Annotated in this window: 23 protein-coding genes; 21 read left to right on the top strand and 2 right to left on the bottom strand. The window is 64.8% G+C overall.

Annotated elements, in window-relative coordinates; all coding sequences use genetic code 11:
* Nucleotides 1–47 precede the first annotated feature (47 nt).
* Both ACLQ24_RS19180 and ACLQ24_RS19175 read left to right on the top strand, forming a co-directional pair.
* A complete protein-coding gene (locus ACLQ24_RS19180) occupies nucleotides 48–1,100 on the top strand; it encodes a hypothetical protein (RefSeq protein WP_425893091.1) in 1,053 nt (350 codons plus the stop codon).
* A complete protein-coding gene (locus ACLQ24_RS19175) occupies nucleotides 1,097–1,978 on the top strand; it encodes a phosphotransferase enzyme family protein (RefSeq protein ID WP_425893089.1) in 882 nt (293 codons plus the stop codon). Before ACLQ24_RS19180 ends, ACLQ24_RS19175 begins: the two co-directional genes overlap by 4 nt.
* Nucleotides 1,979–1,984: 6 nt before the next feature.
* Here ACLQ24_RS19175 and ACLQ24_RS19170 read toward each other — a convergent pair whose 3' ends face one another.
* Entirely contained in the window at nucleotides 1,985–2,764 is a 780-nt protein-coding gene (locus ACLQ24_RS19170) for a phosphotransferase enzyme family protein (RefSeq protein ID WP_425893100.1), read from the bottom strand.
* 518 nt (nucleotides 2,765–3,282) lie between these two features.
* Here ACLQ24_RS19170 and ACLQ24_RS19165 point away from each other — a divergent pair.
* The 19 genes from ACLQ24_RS19165 (at nucleotide 3,283) to ACLQ24_RS19075 (ending at nucleotide 21,703) form a co-directional block, all read left to right on the top strand.
* Nucleotides 3,283–4,317: a Gfo/Idh/MocA family protein gene (locus ACLQ24_RS19165; RefSeq protein ID WP_425893088.1), complete on the top strand. Its 1,035-nt coding sequence runs from the start codon at nucleotides 3,283–3,285 to the stop codon at nucleotides 4,315–4,317.
* The gene (locus ACLQ24_RS19160; RefSeq protein ID WP_425893087.1) at nucleotides 4,314–5,096 is read left to right on the top strand and encodes an LLM class flavin-dependent oxidoreductase; all 783 of its coding nucleotides are present in this window, start codon (nucleotides 4,314–4,316) and stop codon (nucleotides 5,094–5,096) included. Before ACLQ24_RS19165 ends, ACLQ24_RS19160 begins: the two co-directional genes overlap by 4 nt.
* A 125-nt stretch (nucleotides 5,097–5,221) precedes the next feature.
* Nucleotides 5,222–5,686 (top strand): GNAT family N-acetyltransferase, encoded by a 465-nt coding sequence (locus ACLQ24_RS19155; RefSeq protein ID WP_425893086.1) that lies wholly within the window; start codon nucleotides 5,222–5,224, stop codon nucleotides 5,684–5,686.
* A gap of 35 nt (nucleotides 5,687–5,721) precedes the next feature.
* Nucleotides 5,722–7,143, top strand: coding sequence for a protoporphyrinogen/coproporphyrinogen oxidase (locus tag ACLQ24_RS19150; protein ID WP_425893085.1), 1,422 nt, complete (start codon nucleotides 5,722–5,724; stop codon nucleotides 7,141–7,143).
* A gap of 462 nt (nucleotides 7,144–7,605) precedes the next feature.
* Nucleotides 7,606–8,988 (top strand): glycosyltransferase, encoded by a 1,383-nt coding sequence (locus ACLQ24_RS19145; RefSeq protein ID WP_425893084.1) that lies wholly within the window; start codon nucleotides 7,606–7,608, stop codon nucleotides 8,986–8,988.
* 18 nt (nucleotides 8,989–9,006) lie between these two features.
* A complete protein-coding gene (locus tag ACLQ24_RS19140; RefSeq protein ID WP_091113638.1) occupies nucleotides 9,007–11,361 on the top strand; it encodes a pyridoxal phosphate-dependent decarboxylase family protein in 2,355 nt (784 codons plus the stop codon).
* The gene (locus ACLQ24_RS19135; RefSeq protein WP_425893083.1) at nucleotides 11,358–12,227 is read left to right on the top strand and encodes a phosphotransferase family protein; all 870 of its coding nucleotides are present in this window, start codon (nucleotides 11,358–11,360) and stop codon (nucleotides 12,225–12,227) included. Before ACLQ24_RS19140 ends, ACLQ24_RS19135 begins: the two co-directional genes overlap by 4 nt.
* Nucleotides 12,228–12,229: 2 nt before the next feature.
* Nucleotides 12,230–12,733 carry an NUDIX domain-containing protein gene (locus tag ACLQ24_RS19130; RefSeq protein ID WP_091113644.1) on the top strand — a complete coding sequence of 168 codons (504 nt, stop codon included), beginning with the start codon at nucleotides 12,230–12,232 and terminating at the stop codon, nucleotides 12,731–12,733.
* A gap of 35 nt (nucleotides 12,734–12,768) precedes the next feature.
* On the top strand, nucleotides 12,769–13,788 hold the full coding sequence (locus ACLQ24_RS19125; RefSeq protein WP_425893082.1) for a monodechloroaminopyrrolnitrin synthase PrnB family protein: 1,020 nt from the start codon (nucleotides 12,769–12,771) through the stop codon (nucleotides 13,786–13,788).
* A 110-nt stretch (nucleotides 13,789–13,898) separates the two neighbouring features.
* The gene (locus ACLQ24_RS19120) at nucleotides 13,899–14,891 is read left to right on the top strand and encodes a hypothetical protein (protein ID WP_425893081.1); all 993 of its coding nucleotides are present in this window, start codon (nucleotides 13,899–13,901) and stop codon (nucleotides 14,889–14,891) included.
* The gene (locus ACLQ24_RS19115) at nucleotides 14,888–15,535 is read left to right on the top strand and encodes a class I SAM-dependent methyltransferase (protein ID WP_425893080.1); all 648 of its coding nucleotides are present in this window, start codon (nucleotides 14,888–14,890) and stop codon (nucleotides 15,533–15,535) included. The genes ACLQ24_RS19120 and ACLQ24_RS19115 overlap by 4 nt, the downstream gene beginning before the upstream one ends.
* 18 nt (nucleotides 15,536–15,553) lie before the next feature.
* Nucleotides 15,554–16,594 carry a hypothetical protein gene (locus ACLQ24_RS19110; RefSeq protein ID WP_425893079.1) on the top strand — a complete coding sequence of 347 codons (1,041 nt, stop codon included), beginning with the start codon at nucleotides 15,554–15,556 and terminating at the stop codon, nucleotides 16,592–16,594.
* Nucleotides 16,595–16,601: 7 nt separating this feature from the next.
* Nucleotides 16,602–17,789 carry a hypothetical protein gene (locus ACLQ24_RS19105; RefSeq protein WP_425893078.1) on the top strand — a complete coding sequence of 396 codons (1,188 nt, stop codon included), beginning with the start codon at nucleotides 16,602–16,604 and terminating at the stop codon, nucleotides 17,787–17,789.
* Nucleotides 17,786–18,547, top strand: a complete 762-nt coding sequence (locus tag ACLQ24_RS19100; protein ID WP_425893077.1) for a phosphotransferase family protein — start codon at nucleotides 17,786–17,788, stop codon at nucleotides 18,545–18,547. Before ACLQ24_RS19105 ends, ACLQ24_RS19100 begins: the two co-directional genes overlap by 4 nt.
* A 57-nt stretch (nucleotides 18,548–18,604) precedes the next feature.
* Complete coding sequence (locus ACLQ24_RS19095; protein ID WP_425893076.1) at nucleotides 18,605–19,300, top strand: HAD family hydrolase; 696 nt, start codon at nucleotides 18,605–18,607, stop codon at nucleotides 19,298–19,300.
* Between the two features lie 280 nt (nucleotides 19,301–19,580).
* A complete protein-coding gene (locus ACLQ24_RS19090; RefSeq protein WP_425893075.1) occupies nucleotides 19,581–20,108 on the top strand; it encodes a DUF6244 family protein in 528 nt (175 codons plus the stop codon).
* Between the two features lie 209 nt (nucleotides 20,109–20,317).
* Nucleotides 20,318–20,704 (top strand): hypothetical protein, encoded by a 387-nt coding sequence (locus tag ACLQ24_RS19085; RefSeq protein WP_425893099.1) that lies wholly within the window; start codon nucleotides 20,318–20,320, stop codon nucleotides 20,702–20,704.
* 13 nt (nucleotides 20,705–20,717) lie between these two features.
* Entirely contained in the window at nucleotides 20,718–21,167 is a 450-nt protein-coding gene (locus ACLQ24_RS19080; protein ID WP_425893074.1) for a SitI3 family protein, read from the top strand.
* Nucleotides 21,168–21,238: 71 nt separating this feature from the next.
* Nucleotides 21,239–21,703: a PPC domain-containing DNA-binding protein gene (locus ACLQ24_RS19075; protein WP_425893073.1), complete on the top strand. Its 465-nt coding sequence runs from the start codon at nucleotides 21,239–21,241 to the stop codon at nucleotides 21,701–21,703.
* Nucleotides 21,704–22,158: 455 nt separating this feature from the next.
* On the opposite strand, the gene ACLQ24_RS19070 is transcribed toward ACLQ24_RS19075, so the two are convergent.
* Nucleotides 22,159–23,157 carry a hypothetical protein gene (locus tag ACLQ24_RS19070; protein ID WP_425893072.1) on the bottom strand — a complete coding sequence of 333 codons (999 nt, stop codon included), beginning with the start codon at nucleotides 23,155–23,157 and terminating at the stop codon, nucleotides 22,159–22,161.
* Nucleotides 23,158–23,239: the final 82 nt, after the last annotated feature.

Below are 23,239 nucleotides of genomic sequence, written 5' to 3'. Positions count from 1 at the left end.
GGCTCGCCGAAACCAGGGTCCGGGCGATCTCCAACGGAACCCAGCAGGTGACCGCGTACGAGGTACTCGAGCGGATTGCGGAAGGCCTTGACATACCAAGGCACATGATGGGTCTCGCCTACGACGGGCCACCGGCTTCAGGTCATCCACAGCACGACGACACTCCTCGGGTGTTCGCCGATGGTCTTCCCGAGGTGGTTACTCTCGAAGAGGTCGATCAGATCAACAGCCTCTCCTCGCTGCTGACGTCCTGGGATTTCGCCCACGGTGGCGGCATCGCCAGGCGGGCCGCGGAGGCGCATCTACGATGGGGCGCCGGCCTACTGCGTCAACGTCGCGCTGACGGCCTAGCATCCGATCTCTTTTCCGCCGTCGCCCGCCTCGGCGCCGTAACCGGCTTTATGAACTTCGATGCAGATAACCAGACCCGAGCACAAAAAATCTTCGAGTTCTCGTCAGAGTGTGCGGTCACAGCCGGTAACGTCCATCTTCAAGTGAAGCTGCTGTCGCACCAAGCTCGGCAGGCCATCTGGTGCGGGTCACCGACTGACGGTCTCCGGTTGCTCGACACGGCCCTTCACTTCAGAGGCCTAACTCCAGCAGAGAGAGCGATGCTGCACACCGGCAGGGCGAGAGCGCTGGCGAGGATGGGCTTGCGCGCTGAGACGGTGGCTGCGGTTAGCGCAGCCGACGAGGCCTTCGATCACGTCGGCTCGGAGGCGGAGCGTCCGTGGATGACGTACTACGACCAGGCCCAGCATCTAGGCGACACTGGTCACGCACTCTTCGGTATTGCTACGAGCGGTCATGCAATGGAGGAAGCGGTCCAGCGCCTGCGCGCGGCAGTTGAGGGGCATGGCGACGCCTATGCTCGTTCTACAGTCCAGTCCGCAGTCAAGCTTGCTTCGCTCCTGATGCTCAGCGGCGAACTCGCGGAGGCTGCTGCGCTCGGGATCAGGACGATCCGCGACATCGACGGGCTGAAGTCGGCTCGTGTGGCCGAAGGACTCAGAGAGCTCGTCCGTGTCTCGGTGAGCCGCCGCGGAGCACCCCCAGTCGCGGAACTCTGCGAAGCGATCTTCGAGACGAACTACGCGTGAGCACCGCATCCTACGACGCTGTTCGTGCCGCGTGCCAGCGGGTCGGGCTCGGCATGTGCGAGCTCGAGTTGATTCGTGAAGGGGAGAACGCCGTATGGGCGGTGGATTCCGAGACGATTGCGAAAGTCGGCAGGCCGGGGTCCATCGAGCAGTCATCCCGTCAGGTAAGGGTGGCGCAGTGGCTGCGAAGAGCCGGGGTTCCAAGTGTCTCGCTCTGTGATGTCAGCCCTCAGCCAGTCGTTGTTGCTGATATACCGGTGGTCTTCTGGCGCCGGCTTCCATCCCATCAGGCAGGTCATGTGGTAGATGTGGCGCGTCTCTTGCGCCAGCTGCACGACCTCGATCCGCCGAAGGACCTAGGGTTGCCCGAACTCGATCCGCTTGTTCGGCTGCCCGAGCGCGTCTGCGAAAGCGAGGTCATTGATCATGTTCGACGTGAGTGGATCCTGCGGCGCATCGATAGTCTGCGCATCGAATGGAAACGGCTGCCGGACGGGCTTCCGAAATGTGTGATCCACGGAGATGCCTGGGTTGGAAACGTGGCGGTCCATGCTGACGGGACGGCAGTGCTACTGGACTTGGAGCGCTGTTCAATAGGACCACCCGAGTGGGACCTGGTATCAACGGCCATCAAGCTAGAATCTTTCGCCTGGATCGGGCATGAGGAGTACCGGCAGTTCGTCGCCGTCTACGGAAGCGACGTCACGCACTGGCCCGGCTTCGCGCTGATGCGTGACACGCGAGAACTACGCATGGCAACGTTCGTGGTGCAGCGCGCTGGCCAGGACTCAGCTCTGACCCGCGAGGCGTTGTACCGGATTGATTGTCTGCGAGGGCTGCACGGCGAGCGTCCGTGGCGGTGGACCCCGAGCACGTAGCCGCACCTACCCGGGCAGCCAGTGGCGGGGAAGGCGAGGATCGAGCAGAGTGGCTATCCGGTGCTGGACGTGCCCGATCAGGTCCGGCTCGAACGGAAGCCTTGAGGCTAGCCAGCAGGTTCGACGAAATTGCGCGATGTCTACGAGAAGGTCCAGCTCGCCACCTTGCCGCGGATCCATCCCGTATTCCCGCCAGAAATTCGACGCCTCAACCGGGGAAAGCCATCCCACCCGCTTGGAAGCGACCACGTAGGCAACGTCCCACTCGCGCGGGCCGAGGCGGGTGTCTTCGAAGTCGAGGAGATGTCCAACTCCCCCCGACATCAATACGTTACCCCGGTGTGCGTCTCCGTGGATCACAGCAGAAGTTCGATGAGGCCAATCGGACCGCTCCCATCGATCGGCGAGATCACGCCAGTGTCGCTCAAGGCCGATCCTGTCCTCAGGCGGCAGGTTCGCGGCCTGAATTTGCGATGCGACCCGAGACCAGGGATCGAGGGCCGGCAGTCGTGGCCATGGGGGGCCTTGGTCATGCAACTGCCTCAAAACCCTCCCGAGGTCGCCTGCCGTGGCCGTGCCATGCCGTGGAAGGTAGCGCCACCATGTAAAGACCCGACCATCTATGACTTCTAGCTGAGCCAAGCCTGGGAGCTTCACTGCCTGAATAGACGGTACGCCCCGTGACGTCAGCCATTCCGCAACATGCAGCTCATTGGCTAACCGATCGCGGAAAACAATGTCAATACCCACTCGTGCTACGAGGCCCAGTTGTGGGATAGCCACCATGGCGTTGTCGGCGGGCGGTCGTAGCAGCGCAATCCCGTCAGTGCAGTGACCAGCCTCGGCAACGACCTTGGTCACCAGATCGAGAGCCTGGTCCCCACTCAGCCCTCGTCGGGATGAGGAAGGATGATCTTGAGCTTCCATGGGACCAGGTTATGTGGGGCACGTCGTGAACACCATCGGCAAGATCGCCCCCTGCCGGACGTCAACCTTCTCCGGCGACATCCGCAGGGGGGTACATCCTGGACCCCCATCGAGAGCTGACGTGGTTAGCCCAAATCTTGGGACCCTTCTGCTAGCCGATCGCTGTGACGCAGCGGGGCGGCGGTGGTCAGCGCGGGACCTCGCACAGTGGATCGAAGGCTGGCGCCGAACCGAGTAGTAGGTCACCTACACGGACTCGAGTGGGAGGTTGCTGTGATACCAGCGGTTAGTGCGGCCGGCTATGTCCTCGACCGCACCGTCCTGCCTGCCGCGCAGCACGGTCCATCGATCTGTCACGCCGTGCTTGCGGGGCCACGGTGGTGACCGAGCCGGCGCGTCCGCCTGTCGAAAATTCTACGTGTCTCGCTCGACCATCTGTCGGGATTGTCGGCGCAGGCGTCCAGATGCGCCGTCATCTCGTACCCGCCCTGAAAGCGTTTGGAGCTGATGTAGTCGGAGTATTCGACGTCGATGCGGCCAAGTCCGCGCAGCTCGCAGATGAGCTCGGCGCGCGGCCGGCGGTATCGTTGGCTGAACTGCTCGAGCGGCCCGACGTTGACTGCATTGTCGCGGCGTGCCCACCGCAGGGGCATGAGAGTGTGATCGCTGCAGCTCTGGCTCGCGGGGTGCCGATTCTGGTCGAGAAGCCGCCGGTCTGCGATCTGGGCAGCCTGCAGCGGCTGAGCATGGAATCTGCGCGTGCGGGCGTGCCGGTGTGTGTCGGCATGAACTACCGTCACACTCCCGGATTTGACGCACTGCGGCAATCCGTAAAGGCTGGTGGCGGTCCGTGCCACGTACAGGTCCAGCATCTGGCGACCACCGGAGCGGGTCCTGGCTGGGGACTCGATCGATTGCGTACGCTCCTGCTCGCGCAGGCCGTTCACGCCCTAGACATGGCTCTGGCACTGATTGGGGAGTGTTCGGCTGTAACCACGACGGTTTTAGACGATGGTGACAGGACCTCCGTTTTCTGGACGCTCTCGGCTGAGCGATCCGTTTGCAACATCACGGTCAGCAATCGGGCACCGGGATTCCGTCACGTCGTGACTGTCCTGAGCGACGACGGCAGTGTCGCCGAGCTGACGAATCTCGACCAAATCGATGTGTTTTCCGAGGCGGGCTATCGGGCCTACCAACAGGTGCAGACGCGTCGCTCCCCCTTCGCCGACGTCCTCGACCGTATGGGATATGCCTCGTCGATTGAGTCGTTTCTCGACGCGCACGTCACCATGAGGCCAGGCCAGGAGCGTCTCGCCCAGCCGGTCACCCTGCAAGCCATGGAGCCGACGTACGTGCTCGTAGAGCAGGCGATCGGACGCGCGGCAGGGAAAGGCAAGGAGCCGCGATGATTGACATCGGTGTACAGATCCACCCCCAGCACGGCAGTGCCAGGGAGACCCTGCTCGCATGGCAACGGGCTTGTGAGTCAGGCTTCAGTTCGATCTGGACGTGGGATCACTCCGCACCGCTAAAGCCGGGCCTTCGTGCCGCGAGCCTCGAGGCGTGGACACTTCTCGCAGCTGCTGCAGCCAAGACCAAGCGTGCGAGGATCGGTGCCCTGGTTACGTGCGCGGGCATACGGCCGCCCGAGCTGCTTGCCGACATGGCGCGCACCGTCGACGAGATCAGCGGCGGACGGCTCGTGCTGGGGCTTGGCGCCGGGTGGCGCTCGGAGGACTTCACGACGTACGGCGTGGAGTTCCGGCGGCCCGCCGACCGATTGGACGGATTGACATCTGCGTGCCACCGCATTCGTAAACGGTGGAATGCTACTGGGGGCCAGCAGTTACCCATCTTGATCGGCGGTCGCGGCGCTACGCTGCCGCTCGCGGCGAAATGCGACACCTGGAACGCCATCGGGTCGCCCTCTGAGTTTGCTTCGCTAAACGCCCGCCTCGATCGTGCGTGTCAGGGCATTGGGCGGTCCCCTGATGCTGTGCGCCGTTCGGTACTACTTCGGCCGGCCGATGAGCCGAGTGCTGCCGAATATGTCGCCGGGGGAGCGCAGGAACTGATTCTTGGTTGGGCCGCACCCTATGACGTAGCCAGCCTGTTGGTTCGACGGAGTCAGATCCTTCGCCTGACCGATGTGGCTATGGAGCATCAGTCATTGGCTAGGCAGGCGTGATGACAGTCGGCTCAAGTGATTGGCTCTCGGCCGACGCAATATTGATCGCGCCTGGATGCTATGCCGAGCGGTCCTATTATGGTTTCGAAGGTCCGCTTTCATGTCGTTGCCAGGGGGAAGGTCGAATGCAGGCCGTTATCGCAGTCGAGTCGGACATCCCGGCATGGTTGGCCCTTGCTGAAGGTGTGGGGGAACTGTTCGGTCCATTAGCCGAAGATCCCGCGTTCCGAGCCGCACTCGTGCGCAACATAGCGCGCGGAACCGCCATGTGTGTGCGCGACGGCATATCCGGACCTGGGGCGACACTTGCGGGTGGCCTGCTGCTGTCGGCCCATCATCCGACGTATCAAATCACCTGGCTGGCCGTCGACCACGAGCATCGCGGTAATGGTGTCGGGGGCCTCCTCGTTCGATCAGCACTACGCACGATGCTCGTTGCCCCCTGCACGATCGAGGTGACGACGTTCGGACCGGATCATCCCGGGCGCGCCGCTCGGGGCTTCTACGAGCATCTGGGGTTCAGGCCGATCGATGAAGTCTCCCCCGACGGTGCTCGCCAGACGTACCAGATGCAGGTGTTGGACTCATGAGTCGGGGATTGAGTTCGAGGGTGGGTGGCGGCGTCGTGAGCGACCGAAGCGGCCGAGCGAACTCCGCAACCTCCGTGGTGATTCTGGGTGGTGGCCCATGCGGCCTGGCCTGCGCCGATGAATTGCAGCGGCTGGGCCACCGCGAATGGACCCTCCTGGAGGCGGCACCCGAGGTCGGGGGATTGGGTTCCTCCGTAGTGGACCAGGCCGGCTTTACCTGGGACCTGGGCGGTCACGTGGTGTTCTCCAAGCTGCGCAGCTTCGACACGCTGATGGCCGAACTGTTTGCGGAAGAGGAGTTGTTGCATCACGACCGCTCGTCGTTCATCCGGCACGACCGGAGCTGGGTGCCGTATCCGTTCCAACAACACCTGCACCATCTGCCGCCAGCGCGCGCCGCGAGGTGCCTGGCCGACCTGATCGCGGCTCAGGCCCATGGCGTTGCTCCGGCGATCACGGACTTCGGCACATGGTTGAAAGCCACCTATGGTCATGGCCTCGTCACAGAATTCTTCGCCCCGTACAACCAGAAGGTCTGGGCCACTGACTTGGGCGAGATGTCCGCTTCCTGGATCGCGGAGCGGGTCGCGCCCGCAGACACCGAGGTCCTGCGACGTGCACTGGACGGTAGTCCCGTTTCCTCGAAAGCCTGGGGTCCGAACGCGCGGTTCGCGTTTCCCGCTGCCGGTGGCACGGGCGCCATCTGGCGGCGACTGGCTGCCCGGCTTCAGGGCGACCTTCGCACCAACACCGAAGTCGTGCACATCGACCCGATCTCGCGAACCGTGGTGACGTCCGGCGGGGCGCGGCTCGGCTACGAGCAACTGGTGGCCACCGGAGCGTTGGACAGGCTCATCGCGATGACAGCAGGGGCGCCAGAGGACGTTCGGCGGGCGGCGGCCAGTCTGCGTCACACCACAGTCGCCATGGTCGGTCTCGGATACCGGGCGCCGACGACCGACCGACGGTCGTGGCTGTACTTCCCCGGGCACGACGCCCCGTTCTACCGGGCGACGAACTTCGCCGCCTACGCTCCAGCGAACGTTCCGGACGCTGACCCTGGCCGGTATTCGTCTTGGATGACAGAGGTCTCGTTGTCGAGTGGGCGCCAGCTCGACCAGACCGCACTGGTTGAGGAGTGTGACGCTGCGCTGCGTCGCTGCCACCTGGTGCCCGATGCAGCCGAGCGGATCAGCGGGCACGTCGAGCTGATTCCGTACGCCTACCCCGTCCCGACCATCGGAAGGGACGCCGCCCTAGCAGCCATTCAACCCTGGCTGGAGCAGCACGCGATCTACTCCCGCGGACGATTCGGCACCTGGCGCTACGAGATCGGCAACATGGACCACGCCGTGACGATGGGCCAGGACATCGCCCGACGCCTCGTGCTTGGTACCGCAGAGCGGCTCGAGTCCATCTCGGCCAGTATGACGACGGGCGCCAACGGTGTCCGTTGATCCGGCGCTGGATGCGCAGATGGTGACCACGAGGATCATGGTCGGTGCTGCACCGGACAGCCCAGCCATGGTGTCACGACTACTCGCGATGAACGTGTCGCACGTCCTGGACTGTCGTACAACGCGGGCGTCACCACCGCCTGCCGCTCTCTGCGGCAGGCTGGTGTGGCACTCAGCGCCGACCGAGGATGATGGCGGGTCCCGTGGCACCGCCTGGTACGCCACATGCATAGCGTTCGCTGAACTGGCCCTGGCGGCGAGCGGTGCGCGGTTGTACTGCCACTGTGCAAGCGGGATCAACCGCGCCCCAGCTGCCGCGTACGCCATCCTGCGCGCGAAAGGCTGGACAGCGATGGCTGCCCGCGACCGGATACTCAGCCGCCGCCCGCAGGCTCAACCCCGCTATTTCCAGGACGCGGAGAGGTGCCTCCGTGAGTTGGGCCTCGTCGAACAGGAGACGCCGTGATCTCGATCAGCCGGATACTCATCGGCGCGTACGCCGTGCGCAGCGTCTACATGACCGCTTCCATGGTCTGGTCCGCGCGGTCGCTTCGGACGGATGCATCTCGGGTCGGGAACACCCCGATCGATGTTGGGCCCGACCTGACGGTGGTCATCCCCGCTCTGCGAGAGCAGACGGTAATGCCCCGCTCCCTGGCGTGTTTCCTGCAGCTGGCGGCGGACTGGCCTCAGCTGCGCGTGCTGGTCGTCACTGCAGCGCGCGAGGCCACCCAGACACCAGTAGGGCAGCAGACTACCGAGCACCTCTGCCGTGACCTGGCTCGCCGGCACAACGATCAGCTGGGCCGTGAGGTCTTCCACGTCGTGTCGTATCCGGGCCAGGGCCGCAGGGCGTCACAACTCAACTACGCCGTCGGAGAGTTGGAACGACTGTTTCCAGCGAACGGCGAGGAGTACATCGCAGTTTTCGACGCCGACGCGGTTCCCGACGCCCGCCTGCGTGCCCACGTCGCGCGGGCTGCAGTCGGCCGGCCCGCGATGATGCAGCAGCCGATGCTGCCCGCATTCCACGCCGGCACTCGAGGGAAGCGTTCGGCAGCGATGTCGGGGCAGGACCTCGCTGCCTTCCGGCGCACATTGGGCATCGAATACCGGCGGATCAAGGTGGCCGGCTGGTGCGCGCCGGGACGTAGCCGTCGAATGCTGGCCACCATCGCTCGTCCCATGGTGTACGGCGTCGGGTCCGGACTCATCCTGCGCCGCGACAAGCTAGAAGAGGTTGGATTCTTCCAGGAGCCTCACGACGATCTTGCGGTCGGCCACCGCCTGAGTATGGCTGGTGAGCCAATAGCCGTACTGCCCTCGATCAACATCGTGGAGCCGTACCAGAGCGTGGCCGCCATGGCCCGCGCGTTCAGCAGCGTGGCCTTTGCCAACGCTGCCACCCGTCGTGACTACCGTTTTGCGGCGGCGAGGCCTACCCGACTCTCCCGCGCCGGCCAGCGGTTGCTGGCGGCCCGCGCACTGGCCGACGGTGCTGCCTGGGCCCTGGGACCAGCGATCGTGACGGCTGCTGCCGCGCACCTGGCAGCCCGTCGCCAGTTCAGGCTGTTGGCCACGGCCACTCTGACTGCGGCGGTCATCGAACCGATCGTGGCGTATCGGTTGCGTGGCCGGCTACTCCGCGACTTCCGAACACCAGGCAGAGCCGACGCCACGTGGCAGCAGCCGGCACGCCTGGGATCGATTGCCACCTTCGCGGTACAACCCGCAGTCAGCGCGCTTGGGCCATGGCTGCTGGGCCTGCGGGCGATCAGGGCTGCGGTCACCGGTCGCGACCTTCGGTTCACCAAGACCGATCACATGGGCGAGACCGCCCGATGATCCCGAGGAGACACAATCATGGGTGATCTCGACGTCGGCTGGGCGGTGCCCAGCGACTTCCCCGAGGACGGTTGGAGTCGCACCCTCATCGAGGAGCATCTGGCACAGGCAAAGAGCGAGATACCCGCGTGGGACGACGCCGAGCAGACCAGGCTCGGATTCGCCATGGCTGCGCCACACCCGGAAGCCGTCCGGACGCTCAGCGACTGGTGTGCGGTCAACACGAACAACGTGGGCGTGCACACCCGCTTCGGGGAAGGCAAGGCCGGCACCAGACGATTGGAGAAGGAATCGCTGGCCATCCTCGCCGGTCTCTACCGGGCGGGAGCCACCGATGGGCATCTCACCAGCGGCGCGAGCGAGGCCACTCTCGCCGCGCTGCGAATCGCCCGCAATCTCCTCCGGACCGCGGGGCACCGCGTCCGTGTGATCACCTCAGACCTCTGCCACGCGTCCGTCGCGAAGGCCGCGGAGGTTCTCGACCTGGATCTGGTGCGGCTTGCGCCAGGCGCGTCTTGGACGATGACCCGCCAGCAGGTCCGGCAGGCTGCAGCCGATGCGTTCGGCGCTGGTGTGACGGGCATCGTCGTGGTGGCCACCGCCGGTTACTACAACAGCGGCTTCTCGGATCCTGTCGACGAGATCGCCGCCGAACTCCGTGACCTCGCTCTCCAGAAGCCGGGAGCCGTCCGGTGTTTCCTTCACGTGGACGCTGCTCACGGCGGCTTCGTCTTTCCCTTCACCGCTCCCGACCTTCCTTTCGACTTTCGTAACCCCGGTGTGCATGCCATGGCCGTCGACCCACACAAGGCCGGCCTCATGCCGTACTCGTGTGGGGCTCTGCTCGTGAGAAAGGGACTGCTCGAACACGTAACCAGAATCGATCCCCATACACGGATCCCGGACGAGACCGTCCTCGGCTCGCGCCCCGGCGCTACCGCGGCTGCACTGTGGGCAACCCTGCACATCCTGGGTCGCAGCGGCTACCGCGCCATCGCTGCTCAGTGTATCGACCGCCGCGACCAGCTGGCTGCGGCCATCACGGCAGCTGACCCCGACGCTGTGTTGGTGACCGCTCCGCATGCACCAGTCGTCTCCGCGGCCTTCAGCCACCCCGGGGGAGAGTTGCCCTCCGACCTTTGCGCGAGCTACCGGCTCGTCCCGCTCACACTCCCGGATCCTCGAGGCGGCGGCGAGCGGCGCTTGTTCTACCACTTCTATGCGTCCCCATCCCTGACCAACAAGCAGATCACCACGTTCGCCGCCCGGTTGGCCCAAGGCGTCGTGCACGCCCGCGAGGCAGTGGCCGCCAGCGGCGAAAGCCGCAGCATCACGTCGGAGGTGGTGGCAGGAGTCCGCAACCACACCGACTGCTTCCGCCACTTCGTCGTGCACCCCGACGGGCGACGCGATCCCGCCGCGCCGGGCTACTCGTTCCACACCTTCACCCAACGCCGCTTCACTGGCGAGCAGATGCAGGACAAGTTGTGGGGTCAGGCGCGTGAAGGCGGCCCGCTGTGGGTGTATGCCCCCGACCTCAAGGATCCGTTCACGAACGAACTGCTGGGCGTGCGGACCGACCGCTACTTCTTGGAGGTCCTCGACCGTCACCAGCAGCAACTATCGCTGGTAGGAGCGATCCACGCCACCATCGTGTTGTCGGGCTCGCTTCGCGTGCTGTTGAACTTCGAGGCAGATGGCACCTTCCGTTCTGCCGAGTACAAGGCGTTGGGCACGCGTGGATCGGACGAGCTGCAGGTCTTTCCTGCCGCCATCACGGCAAAGATCGGCAAGGACGCGGCAGGATTCCGACGTCCTGGTGGTGACGACTATTCCTTCTCCATCGACACGTCTGCGGAGCTGACCGTCCGCCTCATCGATGGCGCCGCACCGCCCGCGGTTCGTACCGCTCGGTACAACGCTGACGTCCTCCTGCCCCGACGCCCACACCTACGCCGTGAGCAGTTGCGGCGCTTTCCGAACCGGTTTTTCGACACGGAGGTCGACATCGAGGCCGGTCGAACCTGGGAGGGCACCGCCTACCTGCCCGAACTTCTCGCACCGACTAGCGTGGGCACGGTACTTGCCGCCCGTTCCGCGAACGTCGGACTATGCACCGTTGAGGGCCGGATCACCGCGACTGCCCTACACCTGGCACTCACCCCACTGACCGAGCCCAGCACCGAGGCCATCGAACTCGCTGCACCCTGGAACCTCGGCCGATGCCTGCACCATGCTCTGCCTCGCCTTGACGTCCGCGATCCATCTCAGCTCTGCGTCGGACAGGTCGTCGAGTTCGCCGAGAGTGTCTACGAAGTGTTCATCCGAGACGGGCTGCCCACCGATCTCGCCATCGCCGGAGCAGGCCGATGACGACGCCGATGCTCGACCGCGCTGCCGCTCGCCGGCTCGCCTCGGACGCCGAAGTCATCAGTGTCCGACGTCTTCCCCAAGGCCGCTTCAACACCTGCTGGCACCTCACAGGCCGCGATCGCTCCTACCTCCTCAAGTTCAACAACCGGGAGGGCGAGGCCCACCTGCAGAAGACGGCCGACGCCATGATTGGCGCCGCGGCACGCGGTGTCAAAGTGCCGCAGGTCCTGCGGCTCGGCAGGGACCCGAACCTCGGGCCATTCCTGCTCCAAGAGTGGCTCCCCGGCCGCACGTTCACCGACGCCCGCCGCACCGACGCCATCACCACAAACCTATGGCCCGCCCTGGCAGAGCAGATCGCGCTGCTGCACAACGGGTCAACCATCGCCGTCCCCGCGACACCCGCCTCCCGCGTTCGCCACCTGTCCGACCTGCTTCATCGTCTCGGACGAGATCAGTTGATTCCCTCCGACCTTGAAGAGGTTGCCCGCCGCCGCGGCACCGTCCTGGCCGACATGCTCGGTGACCACCCGATGGTGAACACCCACCAGGACATCCACCCGGATAACATCCTTATCCGACCTGGCGGTCAGATCGCCTTGCTCGACTTCGATCACGCCACCATTGCCGAAGACGTCAGCGACTTCGTCAAGATCGACCGATGGTGTTTGCCCGCGGGCGAGGACCGCCGGCTCCTGCTGGATGCCTACTGGCGCCAGCGAGGCCAGCCAGCCGACCCGATGTTCGAGCACCGCCTCTCCTTCTACCGCCTGGTCATCCACCTGTCATACGTCCTGTATTGGCGAGTCCGTGACAGCACCCAGATCCCCGGATGCGTCGCGGCCCTGCGAAACGAACTGGAGTGAACATGCCCGCCACGAAACCCACCAACCCAGCGCCCGCACCGGTCGCCGGCCCCGGCGTGCAGGTTGTCGCCGCCCTACTCCGCCGCGACGACCACATCGTGCTCGTGCAAGAGCAGCGCGACGGACAGGAGATCTGGTCTATCCCCGGCGGCGGCGTCGAACGCGGCGAACTGCTGACCGAGGCCCTCATTCGCGAGGTACAGGAGGAGACCGGTCTGCGCCTGGCCACGGTCGGCCCGCTGGCCTACCTCGTCAACACCACGACCGAGCGGTACCCGTCCACAGTCGTCCTGACCTTCGACTGCACCGACTGGGACGGCAACATCGCCGTACATGACCCGGACGGCAAGGTCATCGGCGCTGTCCTGCTACCGCTTGACGAAGCCAAGAAGATCCTGGCCACCTCCACGGCCGCACGGCCCGAGATCGAACCCGTGCTCGCCTACCTCGATGGCGCCAGCACCAGCCGGGTGTGGAGCTACCGCGACGACCAACCCGCTGATTGATCACCTCGGGGCACACCTGGACAACTGGGAGAATCATGACGGTCACCCATGGTCTCGACGCGAGCATAACAACGCTCGACCCGCTCGGCGCCGACGCCGTAATGCGGTCCCTGCCCCAAGCCAACATCGCGGCCGACACCGCATGGCTGCACACCCGAGCCGTACACCTCAGCCAGGCTGCCACCCGAATCCGCGACGCTGCCCCCGCTCGGGCGGCATTGCGTGACCTGGGCATGCTCACCGCCTCGCTCGCCCGCCACACCGGCCGAGGCCTCGCACCACCTGTGGTCGAAGCGGCGATGCTCCACCTAGGCAACATCGCCGACGAGGTGCCACGTGAGACCGTCTACTCATACAGCACCCGCAACCCCCGCGGACCCAGACGGCGTTCCTTCACTGACACGCCCGGCGAGCACCTCTTCATCAACGAGGTCTCCGCAGCCAGCTGCGGCCTCGACGCCGCAATCGAGCGCTGCCGCTACCTGCCCGAGGCCGCCGACCAACACGAAGCCAAGGCCGCCGCCGCGATTGTGCACCACCACCTGCGGGCCTTTGCCGCCCACCTGGTGACCGTCAAACGTGACCTGACGCCGCAGTACTTCACTGGCCGCCTGCGCCCCTACTTCCCAGCGCTGACCATCGCCGGGCAAACCTACTACGCGCCTGGCGGCGCCCAGATGCCCCTGCTGGTGATCGATGTCGTACTGCTCAACCAGGCGGTCACCGGCGAGCTCGCCGGCTGGTTCGAGCAATACGTCGACGACAACGTCATCTACCTGCCGCCACACCACCGCGCACTCATCGACCAGGCCCGTGGCAACCCGGGTTTGGCGCGACTCGCTCACCGATACCCGCACCTGCGCACCGCGACCGGCCTGCTCATCGACGATCTGCTGCGGTTCCGCCTGCCACACCGCCAACTCGCCCAGGCCAACATGGCAATACGCGATGAAGGTGCTCTCGGCAGCGGCGGCTACACGACTGACGCCCTCGATCACCTCGTGGCCGTAACCAAGCGCGCCCGTATCCTCCTCGACCCTGGGAGCACCGCGTGAACAGCCGCTCGGTCGATACCGACTTCCCGACGTTTCCCCTCGGCGCAGTGCGGTCCGCGCTGCCTGCTAGCCCGACGACTCCACCGCAGCCCGTCACGAGGTGCGTCCGCGTGGCCTATCCGAGCCGGGTCAATGCCATGGCTCTGGACTCCAGCAAGATCGTGCCGAACGGGGACGGCACCTACCTCGCCGGTGAACTGCTCGTGGCGTGCGACCTGCCACGCCACGTCGAGGTCAGCATCGTCGACGACGGTCCCGCCGTCCAGACGACACCTGACTGCGCCCATCCCGTCCTGGCCCGACATGCGGCGTTACTGATCCGCACGGTGCTTGGGGTCCATGAGCGCCTACGCGTCCGGGTCACTGCCCCGGACCTGCCCGCCCACATCGGGCTCGGTTCCAGCAGCGGTCAGATAGCCGCCGTGGCCGCGGCAGTCAACGAGATCTATGGTCGTCCCATCCCCGCTCGCCGGCTCGTAAGATTCCTCGCCCGCAACCACGGCGAGGAGATCGACGAAGACCTCCACCACCTTCTGCCTGTGCAATGTCTGGGCGGATCCGCCGCCGCCGGGCTCATACCCGGCGCCGTCCAGGTCATCGCCGGCGCTCAGGTGCCACTGCTACAGGCTCCCTTGCCCGACGGCATGCACATCGTGCTGGGAATGCCCCATGAGCCCTTGAACTGGGACGCACGAGCAAGCCTCGCAGCCGAGGCACGGCATTTCGATGGATTCATCACGACCGGCCGCACACACGGACCTGAGATCGCCTACCGCCTCTTGCACGACGCCTGGCCCGCCCTCATCGACGGTGACCTGCGCCCGCTGGGGCACCTACTCTTCGACTACCGCTTTCGGATGGGAAGCATCGCCAACTGCGCGTTCTCCCATCCAGATCTCCTCATCACCGCCGCGAAACTCGAACACATCTTCAGTGACCAGCTTGCTGACGTCCTTACCCTTTCCTCGGTCGGTCCCACCTTCTGCGCCGTTACACGTACTCCGGGCCCGTGTGAGCAGGCGTTCGCGGACGCGGGACTGAGGACCCTGCGCTGCCGGCCGGCCAACAGCGGCTACAGCCTCCATAACGGAGCTCAATCGTGACGGGTGTACGACCGGCCCCTACCGGCAACTACTGGAACGATCCGGTCACTGTCTCAGCCTTCGCTGCACTCTCGGCGCCTGTCTACCTGACCAACCTGCTCTCCAATCCCGTACCTGACGGCGCCGTTGCGCTCGACGCGGGCTGCGGTACGGGCCGGAACCTGCCCAGTCTGGTGGCTGCAGGCTTCCGTGTCCTGGCCATCGATCTGCATCCCGGCATGCTGGATGAGGCCCGCGACCACCACGCCGGGCCGCGTGTCGCACTCGCCCGTGCGAATGTCACCAACGTGCCCGTTGCCGATCAACGGGCCTCGCTGGTCGTCTGCCACGGTGTCCTACACAACCTCCATGACCGTGACGCCCTCGGGGCCGCGTTGCGTGAGCTGCACAGAGTCCTTGGCGTCGGAGGCTCTCTGTCTCTGAACACATTCACTGCCGGGTACCTCGACCCATGTCTCGACTCACTCGGCGACGACCTCTACGTCCTACCGAACGGCCAATACATGACCCTCCTGACGCCCGACGACCTGGAGAGCCTTCTCCGCGAAGCGGGTCTGTCAGTGTGCGGCGACGTCACGCAGTACCTCAGTCCGGGCGATCCGGGCCAACGCAGCGTGTGGCGCGCCATCCTCACCCGGGTATAGCCCGCCGAAGGGAACACCGTGCTCCTCGTCGCCGCCATCACAGACAGTCCCAACGACCAGGACATCGCCTTCACCCGCATGCCAGACCCTCCTGGCGGGCCTCTGCTCGTCGTCGACGAACGCAGACTGCGCCAACAGGTGTGGCGCCGGCTCGACGACGGTCAGGAACCCCCGCCCGACGTGTCTGCCGTCAGGGTCCCGTTGTGGGCCTGCCACGTCGATGCAGCGACGGCGCAGGCCACCTTCTACGCCACCACGCAGTGGCGTCCCGCCGCGGCAGTGCTGGTCGCCTTCCACTACACCCAGATGCCAACCCGCGTGCCCACCGACGTCACCGGATGGGCTCACGCCCTCGTCGGCGAGCGGGCCGAAGTGAACTTTCCCGTGCCGAGGCCCGGGAGACGGCCCTCGCAAGGTCCAGAAGTCGAAACCAAGATCACCCTCAGTGCGAAGATCAACCCGCTGGCTGTCGCCCGTATCCTGTTGGAACACATGTCGACCATCGGAACGCCCGTGTCCGACAGCATCATCTACCGGCGAATCCTGCGATCGGAGATCTACCGGCCAGCCGGCTCCAGCCTGCGCGAGTACGCCGCACTGACGCCGCGCCCCGACGGCAGTTGGTGGGCGAAGGCAAAGTTTCTCCGTGACGGTCAACTCCACAAGAGCATCCGTCCGGCAACCGATCAAGAACACGCTCTGGCCCTCGTCGGCGACGCGCTCGGTCACAGGCCTCTCGACAAGGTTGGTCAGCTGCTGCGCAGCACCTGGGACCTTCCTTCACCAACGGACCAGGACGGCCACTGGTCAACCATCACAGTAGACACAAGCACCCTCGCCCCGTACCTGGGAACGCTTCAGCAGGTCGAGATCGAGTACGGAGCGTGCCTCACCGCGGCCCCCGCAACCACCGGCTCTCCGCCGGTCCGCCGGGCTGTGGAATCGACAGCAGGCGCTGTCGCCGATGCGCTTTCAGCTCACGGTATTCCCCATGCCCGATTCGGCCAGAGCAAGGTTGAGCACTTCCTCAACAACGGGCGGAACGATGACTGCGAATGATGGAGTGATGCCCGTACTCGACGCCGTACTGGCGGGCCGCGACACGCCCGCCGCGCTCGACGCCTGGTGCAGGGAAGACGTCACTGTGCAGCTCAGTGGGTTGGCCATTCAGCTCCGTGCGTCGTCCAGCACGACAGCGAGGTACACGAGGAGCCTGTTCACGCCAGGCAGCTCCTTGTGGAACGCCCATGACGATGCCATCTCGTCCACCATGACGATGCGAACCATCGCCCTTCCCACCAACCGCGTCATCGCGCTCGCCGAACGCGTCCGTCTACGCGCCGCAGACGTCCCACGGGATGTCAAGATGCATGCCCAGGCTCCGGCCAGGTGGCATCGAACTGCTGCCGGCCCGGTGCTCGTCACCGACACCGGTGCGGCGATAGCCCCTCAGGTGGTAGCTCGGCACGCCGACGGCTACACCGTGATCACGGTCGACGATGCGGACGCGGCGATGAATGCCGCCCGGCACCTCCGCGAGATCGGCTACCGGCGGGCCGAGAACGACGGCTGGGTCTGCCTGCACGCTTCAGCTGCCACCATCGACGGCCGCGGCATCTTGTTCGTAGGCAACTCCGGCGCCGGCAAGTCCAGCCTCGCCCTCGCCGTCGCTGCTGCCGACGACGGAGCTTTCCTCGCCAACGACCGCACCATGATCGCGATATCTTCGGACGCCGCTCCGCAAGCCATCGCGATGCCCGGACCCATTCGACTTAACGGCGGAACGCTGAGCGCCCTCGGCTTGAGCCACGCCAGCCGGTGGAACCTTGCCCGTCCCAAGCCGGCATCTGGCTCGGACTGGCAGAGCTTCCAGGGGAGCAACAAGCTACACATCTTGCCCGAGGAATGGCGTGAGCGCACGGGCACGCCGCTGTCATCCAGTGCGACAGTGGAGCTCATCGTCTTCCCGCAGGTCATTTACGGCAGCCGCAAGATCGACTCGTGTTCGACTCCAGTCGACCGAGCTCGGAAGTTATTGGCGGCCCAGTGCATGTCACCCGGCGACGATATCTACGTGTGTGACTGGTTGAGTATCCGCCACAGAAATACCGTCGAGCAGGCTGTCAAGTCTGCAGCTGTTCTCGACGCGCTTGCACGCCGACCCTCCGTGGACCTCCACTTCGGTACTGATACTCCTTATCGGAACGTGACGGCAGCCATCAAGGATCGGCTGGACGCATTGTCGCGCACATGAGGCAAATCCCTGCGAACAATCGGCTCATAATCCTGCCGGGTGCCGTAATCAAAATGTACCGCGAAGCATGGCGAGCTGAAAACGAAAGGGAAGCCCTGCGGCGCCTCGGTGACGCCTGCATATTGGCACCGTCTGAGCGGCGCTCTGGTCGTATCGGCAGTCGCAAGTTTCTTATAATGAGCCGGATGCGCGGAACGATGACAAACAGAACAGAGGAGGCGGCAATACGAATAATTGCGTATCTGCGATCTGTCCATGAGCTCGGCGGGCCTGGCTTTGGCCGGCTCTGTGCGCCGCTCATGCCACGATGGAACGGCTATGTCCGTCAACGCCTGACTTCCTACCGAAACGCATTCTGGAGCAAAGGGCTTAACGAGGTCGCAAAGAACGCTGACGCCCTTGTCCACCGTCGGCTCCCCGAACCACCCGTGCCATGCTTGTTGCACAACGACCCGGAGCCGGGAAACTTCCTCGAAGGTTCTACCGGCATTGCAGGACTCGACTGGGAACTGGCCATCTACGGCGACCCGGACCTCGACTACGCCCGGGTCGGCTATGCGCTTGGAATCCGTCCAGCCCGATTGCTCGATCTTCTTGACCATCAAGGGGTTGTGTTCGACGAGCAAGCGCTACTTATTTACCGCCACGTCCACTTGCTCGGTCGTCTCATGTCGTCGATCACCGCCGCTCCGCCGAATATGCTGGCTGCTCGGCGTTACCTAAGGGACTTGAGAGCATGTGCCGATGACCTTACGTGATTAGGTTCGCTGCGGGGAATTGTGGATTCGCCCAACTACGCGTAGTTTGGAGAAGTTGTGTTGGGGCCAGTCGGAGGCGATACTTCAGCCAAATCTTCTTGCTCGCCGCAGGAGCCTTGTCATCACGGTTATCCGCCAGCCGACTTCAATCGTTACCGAGCGGTGCTCTTCGACTGGGACGGAACTCTCGTCAACAGTCACCCCATCAACTTTCGCGCGCTGTCTCAAGCCTGTGAGCGATGGGGGCTCGATCTCCGGGAAGAGTTCTATACCTCTCGAATAGGCACCTCTGGCAGCGAGTTGATCTCAGAGCTTGCTGGAGTCGCCGGTATCGTTGCGCCAGTCGAAACCATCGTTGCCGACTGTATCGATCGGATTGTTGAGAGGGTATCCGGCCTGGAAGTCTTCGCTCCAGTCGTCGAACTCGCGATGGTCTTCCATGGAGAAGTTCCGTTGGCTCTTGTATCGGGAGGCGCTCGTAGGGTCGTCGATGCCGGCCTCGAAGCCACTGGCCTGCGGCGTCTTTTCGACTATGTGGTAACCGGGGAGGATGCCCAGCGCGGGAAGCCCAACCCGGAATTGTTTCAACTCGCCGCGCATCGACTGGGCACTGCACCTTCGACCTGTCTCGTCTACGAGGACTCGCCTGAAGGCATTCAAGCGGCCGACGCGGCCGGCATGCACGTTGTGGACGTCCACTGTTTTCGCCGCCGCACTGCAGGAATCGGCGACCCGGTAGCGGTTCCGTCTTGACAATACAATTAGTCTTCCAACGCCGGCTTCCTGGAGCATGTGCTGCTGGTTTCGACGACGCAGATGGCTGGTCGCCTGCTACGCCTGCAGCTCTGCACGGCTCCGGGCGAGTTCCTTGCCGTAGCTGACGGTCGCAACGTTTTGCACCCCTGAAGCTGCTCGCATCGCGGCGGTTGTCTGCGGTGCTGACCGCTTCGGCCGCTGTCTGGTGGCCTCGCAAGGAGCCCGGTAGGTTCAGCTGTCGAGCACTTCCACTTTCATCGATTGGGGATGCCGCCACGTGTCGCAGATCGAGAAGATCACCGGTGAACTCCGTGCGTTGATGGCCGGGGTCGAACGCGCGCAGGGGTTGGCAGCCGCCGCCGATAGTCAGGCGCAGGAGGTGGCGTTGCGGGCTGCGGGTGCGGGCTTCGTTGCGGTGGCTGCGGGTGTGGCGCGGGTGCGCAACGCGATCACGGGCATCCAGGGCGGCCTGGGAAGTCTCGCCGGTTCGATCGGCGAGGCGACGAAGGCCACCGCAGCAGTGCCGAACGAAGCCACCCCCCAGGAGACGATCGCCGGGCTGGCGCCGGTGCAGAGCGCCGTGGACGCCGCTCGTGACGCGGCGGCCGGGGCCATCACCGGAGTCGGTGGGGCGCAGCAACTCGTCGCCATGGTCCTGCAGGGCGGGCAACCCGGGCCCCTGTTGCAGGCCCTGGAGGCCATCAAGCAGGTCCTGGTGCTGGTCGTGCAGCGCACCGGCGGGGCCCGGCAGGCCGTCGAAGGGGCGATCGCGCAGGCCCGGCAGTTGGGCTCGTCGGGAAACTAACGGGGGCTGGCGGTCATCCACCGACCAGCCCCACCCCTGCTACCACCGGCGACCCATCCCCGACGACCCCCACCCTGGGCGGAACTGTCTCCGCGAACCCTGACGGGGCAATCCCGTGGGCCAGGCGTCCCACCGGCGTCGCCGGCGGGTCGCCTACCGGACGTCGAACCCGGATCTCGCCAAACGAAAAGCCTCGGGAGCGGCGTGCCCTGGAGTTGGAGAACGAGTGTGCCGACAAGGCCGCTGGCAAGGGGTACCGGGTTCACCAGAACCCCACGAGGCAGGAGGTTGCGGACGCGCGACGCGAGACCGGGGATTCTGGGAGGCCGGAGAAGGCACCCGATTTCCTCATCGAGGGGCATGTCTTCGACTGCTACGCGCCCACTGCTCCTGTTCCGGCCCGCGCCGTCTGGAGCGCGGTGTCCAGGAAGGTCGACGCCGAGCAGACCCAACGCGTGATGTTGAACCTCCACGACTGGCGCGGAGACCTCGCTGCTCTGCACAAGCAGTTCCACGACTGGCCCATCACGGGGCTGAAGGAACTGGCGGCGGTAACGCGCGATGGTGCGATTATTCAGATCATCCGGCGAGACTGATGAAGGGGTGCAGATGGCTGTCGAGTACCGGCTGACGCTGGCGGGCCACATCCCACTCGAGCAGGTGGCGGAGCTGGCTGCCCCAGGAGCAGTCGAGACGTCCACGGCGTCCGGCGGCAGGATGCTCAGCGCCGACCTGAACGACGAGCACGGGTATGTCGTGGACATCACCGGCGGCAGGCACGGCTACTACTGCGCCGAGGATGACGGTGGTTCCCTGTGGCAGTGGGAGCCGGAGGCCTACGTCGACGTCAGCTTCTCCATGCGCAAGGACACCCTGGTCGACAAGGGCAAACCCCACATGCTGGCGACCGTGGCCAGAATCCTCACCGGCAGTACCGAGGACGCGGCCCTGACCCTCAACGGCGACGTCCTGATGCTGACGCGCGTTGCAGGGACCATCCAGAAGCACAACACCGACGGGTGGTACGACGAAGACTACGACAGAATTCTTCACCCCTGAGGGGCGTACGTCCTTGGCTGGACCCACCACAGCCACTCGCCCCCGACCAACCCGACCGGAAGTGTCTCAGTATGCGCAGCCAAGACCTCACGCCCGGACGGATGATCGGCGTCACCTTCGATCATGGCGAGGACTTCTTCACCGCCCTCGCCGACGCCTGCCGCGTCAACGGCATCCGGCACGGCTACATCCCCGTCTTCATCGCCGGGTTCAGCACGGTCGAGATCGTCGGCACCTGCCAGCGTCTGGACGACCCCCAAGCCCCAGTCTGGGACCGGGTGCACCTGGCCAACGTCGAAGCGCTCGGCGGTGGCACCATCGCCTACGACGACACCCACGACCGGATCGCGCCGCACATTCACGCCAGCGTCGGACTCAAGGAGCACAGCGCGACCGGCCACACCCGTCACCTGGTCGCCGCGACAGTCCAGTTCCTCACCGAAATGCTGATCATCGAGGTCGCTGCGCCCGTCATGCGCCGTATCCCCGAGGCGAGCCTCTACGACGTGCCGCTGTTGCGGATCGGCGACCACTGACCGGCCAGTGGCATCCACGCCCGCCACGCCGACCGAATCGTTGCCCTACGCCACGGCGTCTTGGTAGCTACCGGCCGCGACGCCTCTACCACCAGCGGCGGTTCGCCGCCTGGGATCCCGGCTGACACTCTCGGCCATGAAGCCGCCGACCAACGCGACACCGATGCCGCAGCCATACGACCCATCGGCCCGGAGGGCCGCCGCCATGAACGATGTGACCCCTATCGGCAGCCCGATTCTGATCTGCATCCGGAAAGCTTCGGTGCGGGCAAGAGCAGCCTTGCCCGGGAGTCACGACGCCGGCACGGCCGCGGCTGCGTCCTCATATGGAAAGCATATGCGGCCACGGCCGACGGTGGGAGCGGATTAGCAATACAATGAAAACCGCCAGGAAACAATGCTTCGCGTTGCACTGCCGACGGCGAAACCACTCGCTCGATTTCAGCTTGCCGAATTCATTGATTGCTGATGAGCCGCCGATCGGGATCCGCCTGACCGCCAGCCGATATGCTGATCGAGATGGTGTGTTTCGGCAGAACCCTGAGCGGCGCAAAGTTGGCGTTTCGCCCGGCCAGAACTCCGATCGCTTGAGTGACCGCTTCATTGCCGGCCAAGATCCCGTCGACAATCCGTGCCCGCTCCGAATCGAGATGATTGCGGTTCACGCCGAACGGCAGGTCTGCAAATCTGCCTGCGTCCGCAAACTCCAGCGTCAGGAGCCAGGACAGCGGGACGGTAGACTTGAAGATTCCCCCATGTGTCTGCGCAAGAGTCTTCGGCATCTCGTCTGCCTTTGCAACAAACACTCCGGCGGCCAACGTCTGACCTCCCGCTTCTAGCTCACGGTGGAGCGCAAGCCCGCGCGCGAAGTCGAAGATGTCACCGTTCATCGCGAGGTTGCGAAGGTGTGCCAGCTTCGCGGCGGTCAGCTTGTCCAGAGACGACGGACGCGGGCAGTAGAGGAGGTATTTGACCAGATCGCAGCCAAGTAGCTCGTTGAGATTCATGATGCGGCCATGCTGCTTCGGGTCGGACGATTCAAATCTGGAGGCCTCGGAGTACTGAACTCCCGGACCCCGCGGAAACAGACGCTTCGCCTGGAGGAGTAGCGAACTGGTCCAAGAGTTAGTCGGCACGAAAGAGTCCTGGTATTTAAGTACCATGCCGATTTCCGATTGTGTCACCCAGTTTTCTATCTGCGCCGAGTACTGGTGCGTCTCGATAGTGAAGTCAACGCTCGCAAGCGGCATGGCGAGACCGAGGTCGCGACGAAGTTGCTCCAGCGAATAATCCAGATGGTACTCTTCCGAGTAATCTTCGTCGAGAAGATCACACAGCTCCCTCGTGATAGCTGATTCATCCCATGGAATTTTGCGCATGAGCTTGCGGGCGACGGAGGCGTCTATGCCGTCGAGGAATCTCAAAAGGAGCGGAAGGGCGGCAACTGGAAGCATCAGAGGTACGTATTCAGCTTGAGTTGATCGGCTGAGCGGGGCTGCGGTCTACTGTGGTGGCTGTGGCTGGCATGATCTTGGA

The sequence above is a fragment of the Micromonospora sp. DT4 genome (assembly GCF_049841675.1).
In the GTDB taxonomy this organism is placed as follows: Bacteria; Actinomycetota; Actinomycetes; order Mycobacteriales; family Micromonosporaceae; genus Micromonospora.
Note: the sequence above shows the minus strand (reverse complement) of the source record. Positions and strands in the feature narration are given on the sequence as shown.

Excerpts from the sequence above, each read along its gene's own strand:
- ACLQ24_RS19130 (WP_091113644.1), top strand. The coding sequence starts at position 12,230 with ATGCCCGCCACGAAACCCACCAACCCAGCGCCCGCACCGGTCGCCGGC.
- ACLQ24_RS19080 (WP_425893074.1), top strand. The coding sequence starts at position 20,718 with ATGGCTGTCGAGTACCGGCTGACGCTGGCGGGCCACATCCCACTCGAG.
- ACLQ24_RS19075 (WP_425893073.1), top strand. The coding sequence starts at position 21,239 with ATGCGCAGCCAAGACCTCACGCCCGGACGGATGATCGGCGTCACCTTC.
- ACLQ24_RS19155 (WP_425893086.1), top strand. The coding sequence starts at position 5,222 with ATGCAGGCCGTTATCGCAGTCGAGTCGGACATCCCGGCATGGTTGGCC.
- ACLQ24_RS19070 (WP_425893072.1), bottom strand. The coding sequence starts at position 23,157 with ATGCTTCCAGTTGCCGCCCTTCCGCTCCTTTTGAGATTCCTCGACGGC.
- ACLQ24_RS19160 (WP_425893087.1), top strand. The coding sequence starts at position 4,314 with ATGATTGACATCGGTGTACAGATCCACCCCCAGCACGGCAGTGCCAGG.
- ACLQ24_RS19135 (WP_425893083.1), top strand. The coding sequence starts at position 11,358 with ATGACGACGCCGATGCTCGACCGCGCTGCCGCTCGCCGGCTCGCCTCG.
- ACLQ24_RS19140 (WP_091113638.1), top strand. The coding sequence starts at position 9,007 with ATGGGTGATCTCGACGTCGGCTGGGCGGTGCCCAGCGACTTCCCCGAG.
- ACLQ24_RS19125 (WP_425893082.1), top strand. The coding sequence starts at position 12,769 with ATGACGGTCACCCATGGTCTCGACGCGAGCATAACAACGCTCGACCCG.
- ACLQ24_RS19170 (WP_425893100.1), bottom strand. The coding sequence starts at position 2,764 with ATGGTGGCTATCCCACAACTGGGCCTCGTAGCACGAGTGGGTATTGAC.
- ACLQ24_RS19105 (WP_425893078.1), top strand. The coding sequence starts at position 16,602 with ATGCCCGTACTCGACGCCGTACTGGCGGGCCGCGACACGCCCGCCGCG.
- ACLQ24_RS19100 (WP_425893077.1), top strand. The coding sequence starts at position 17,786 with ATGAGGCAAATCCCTGCGAACAATCGGCTCATAATCCTGCCGGGTGCC.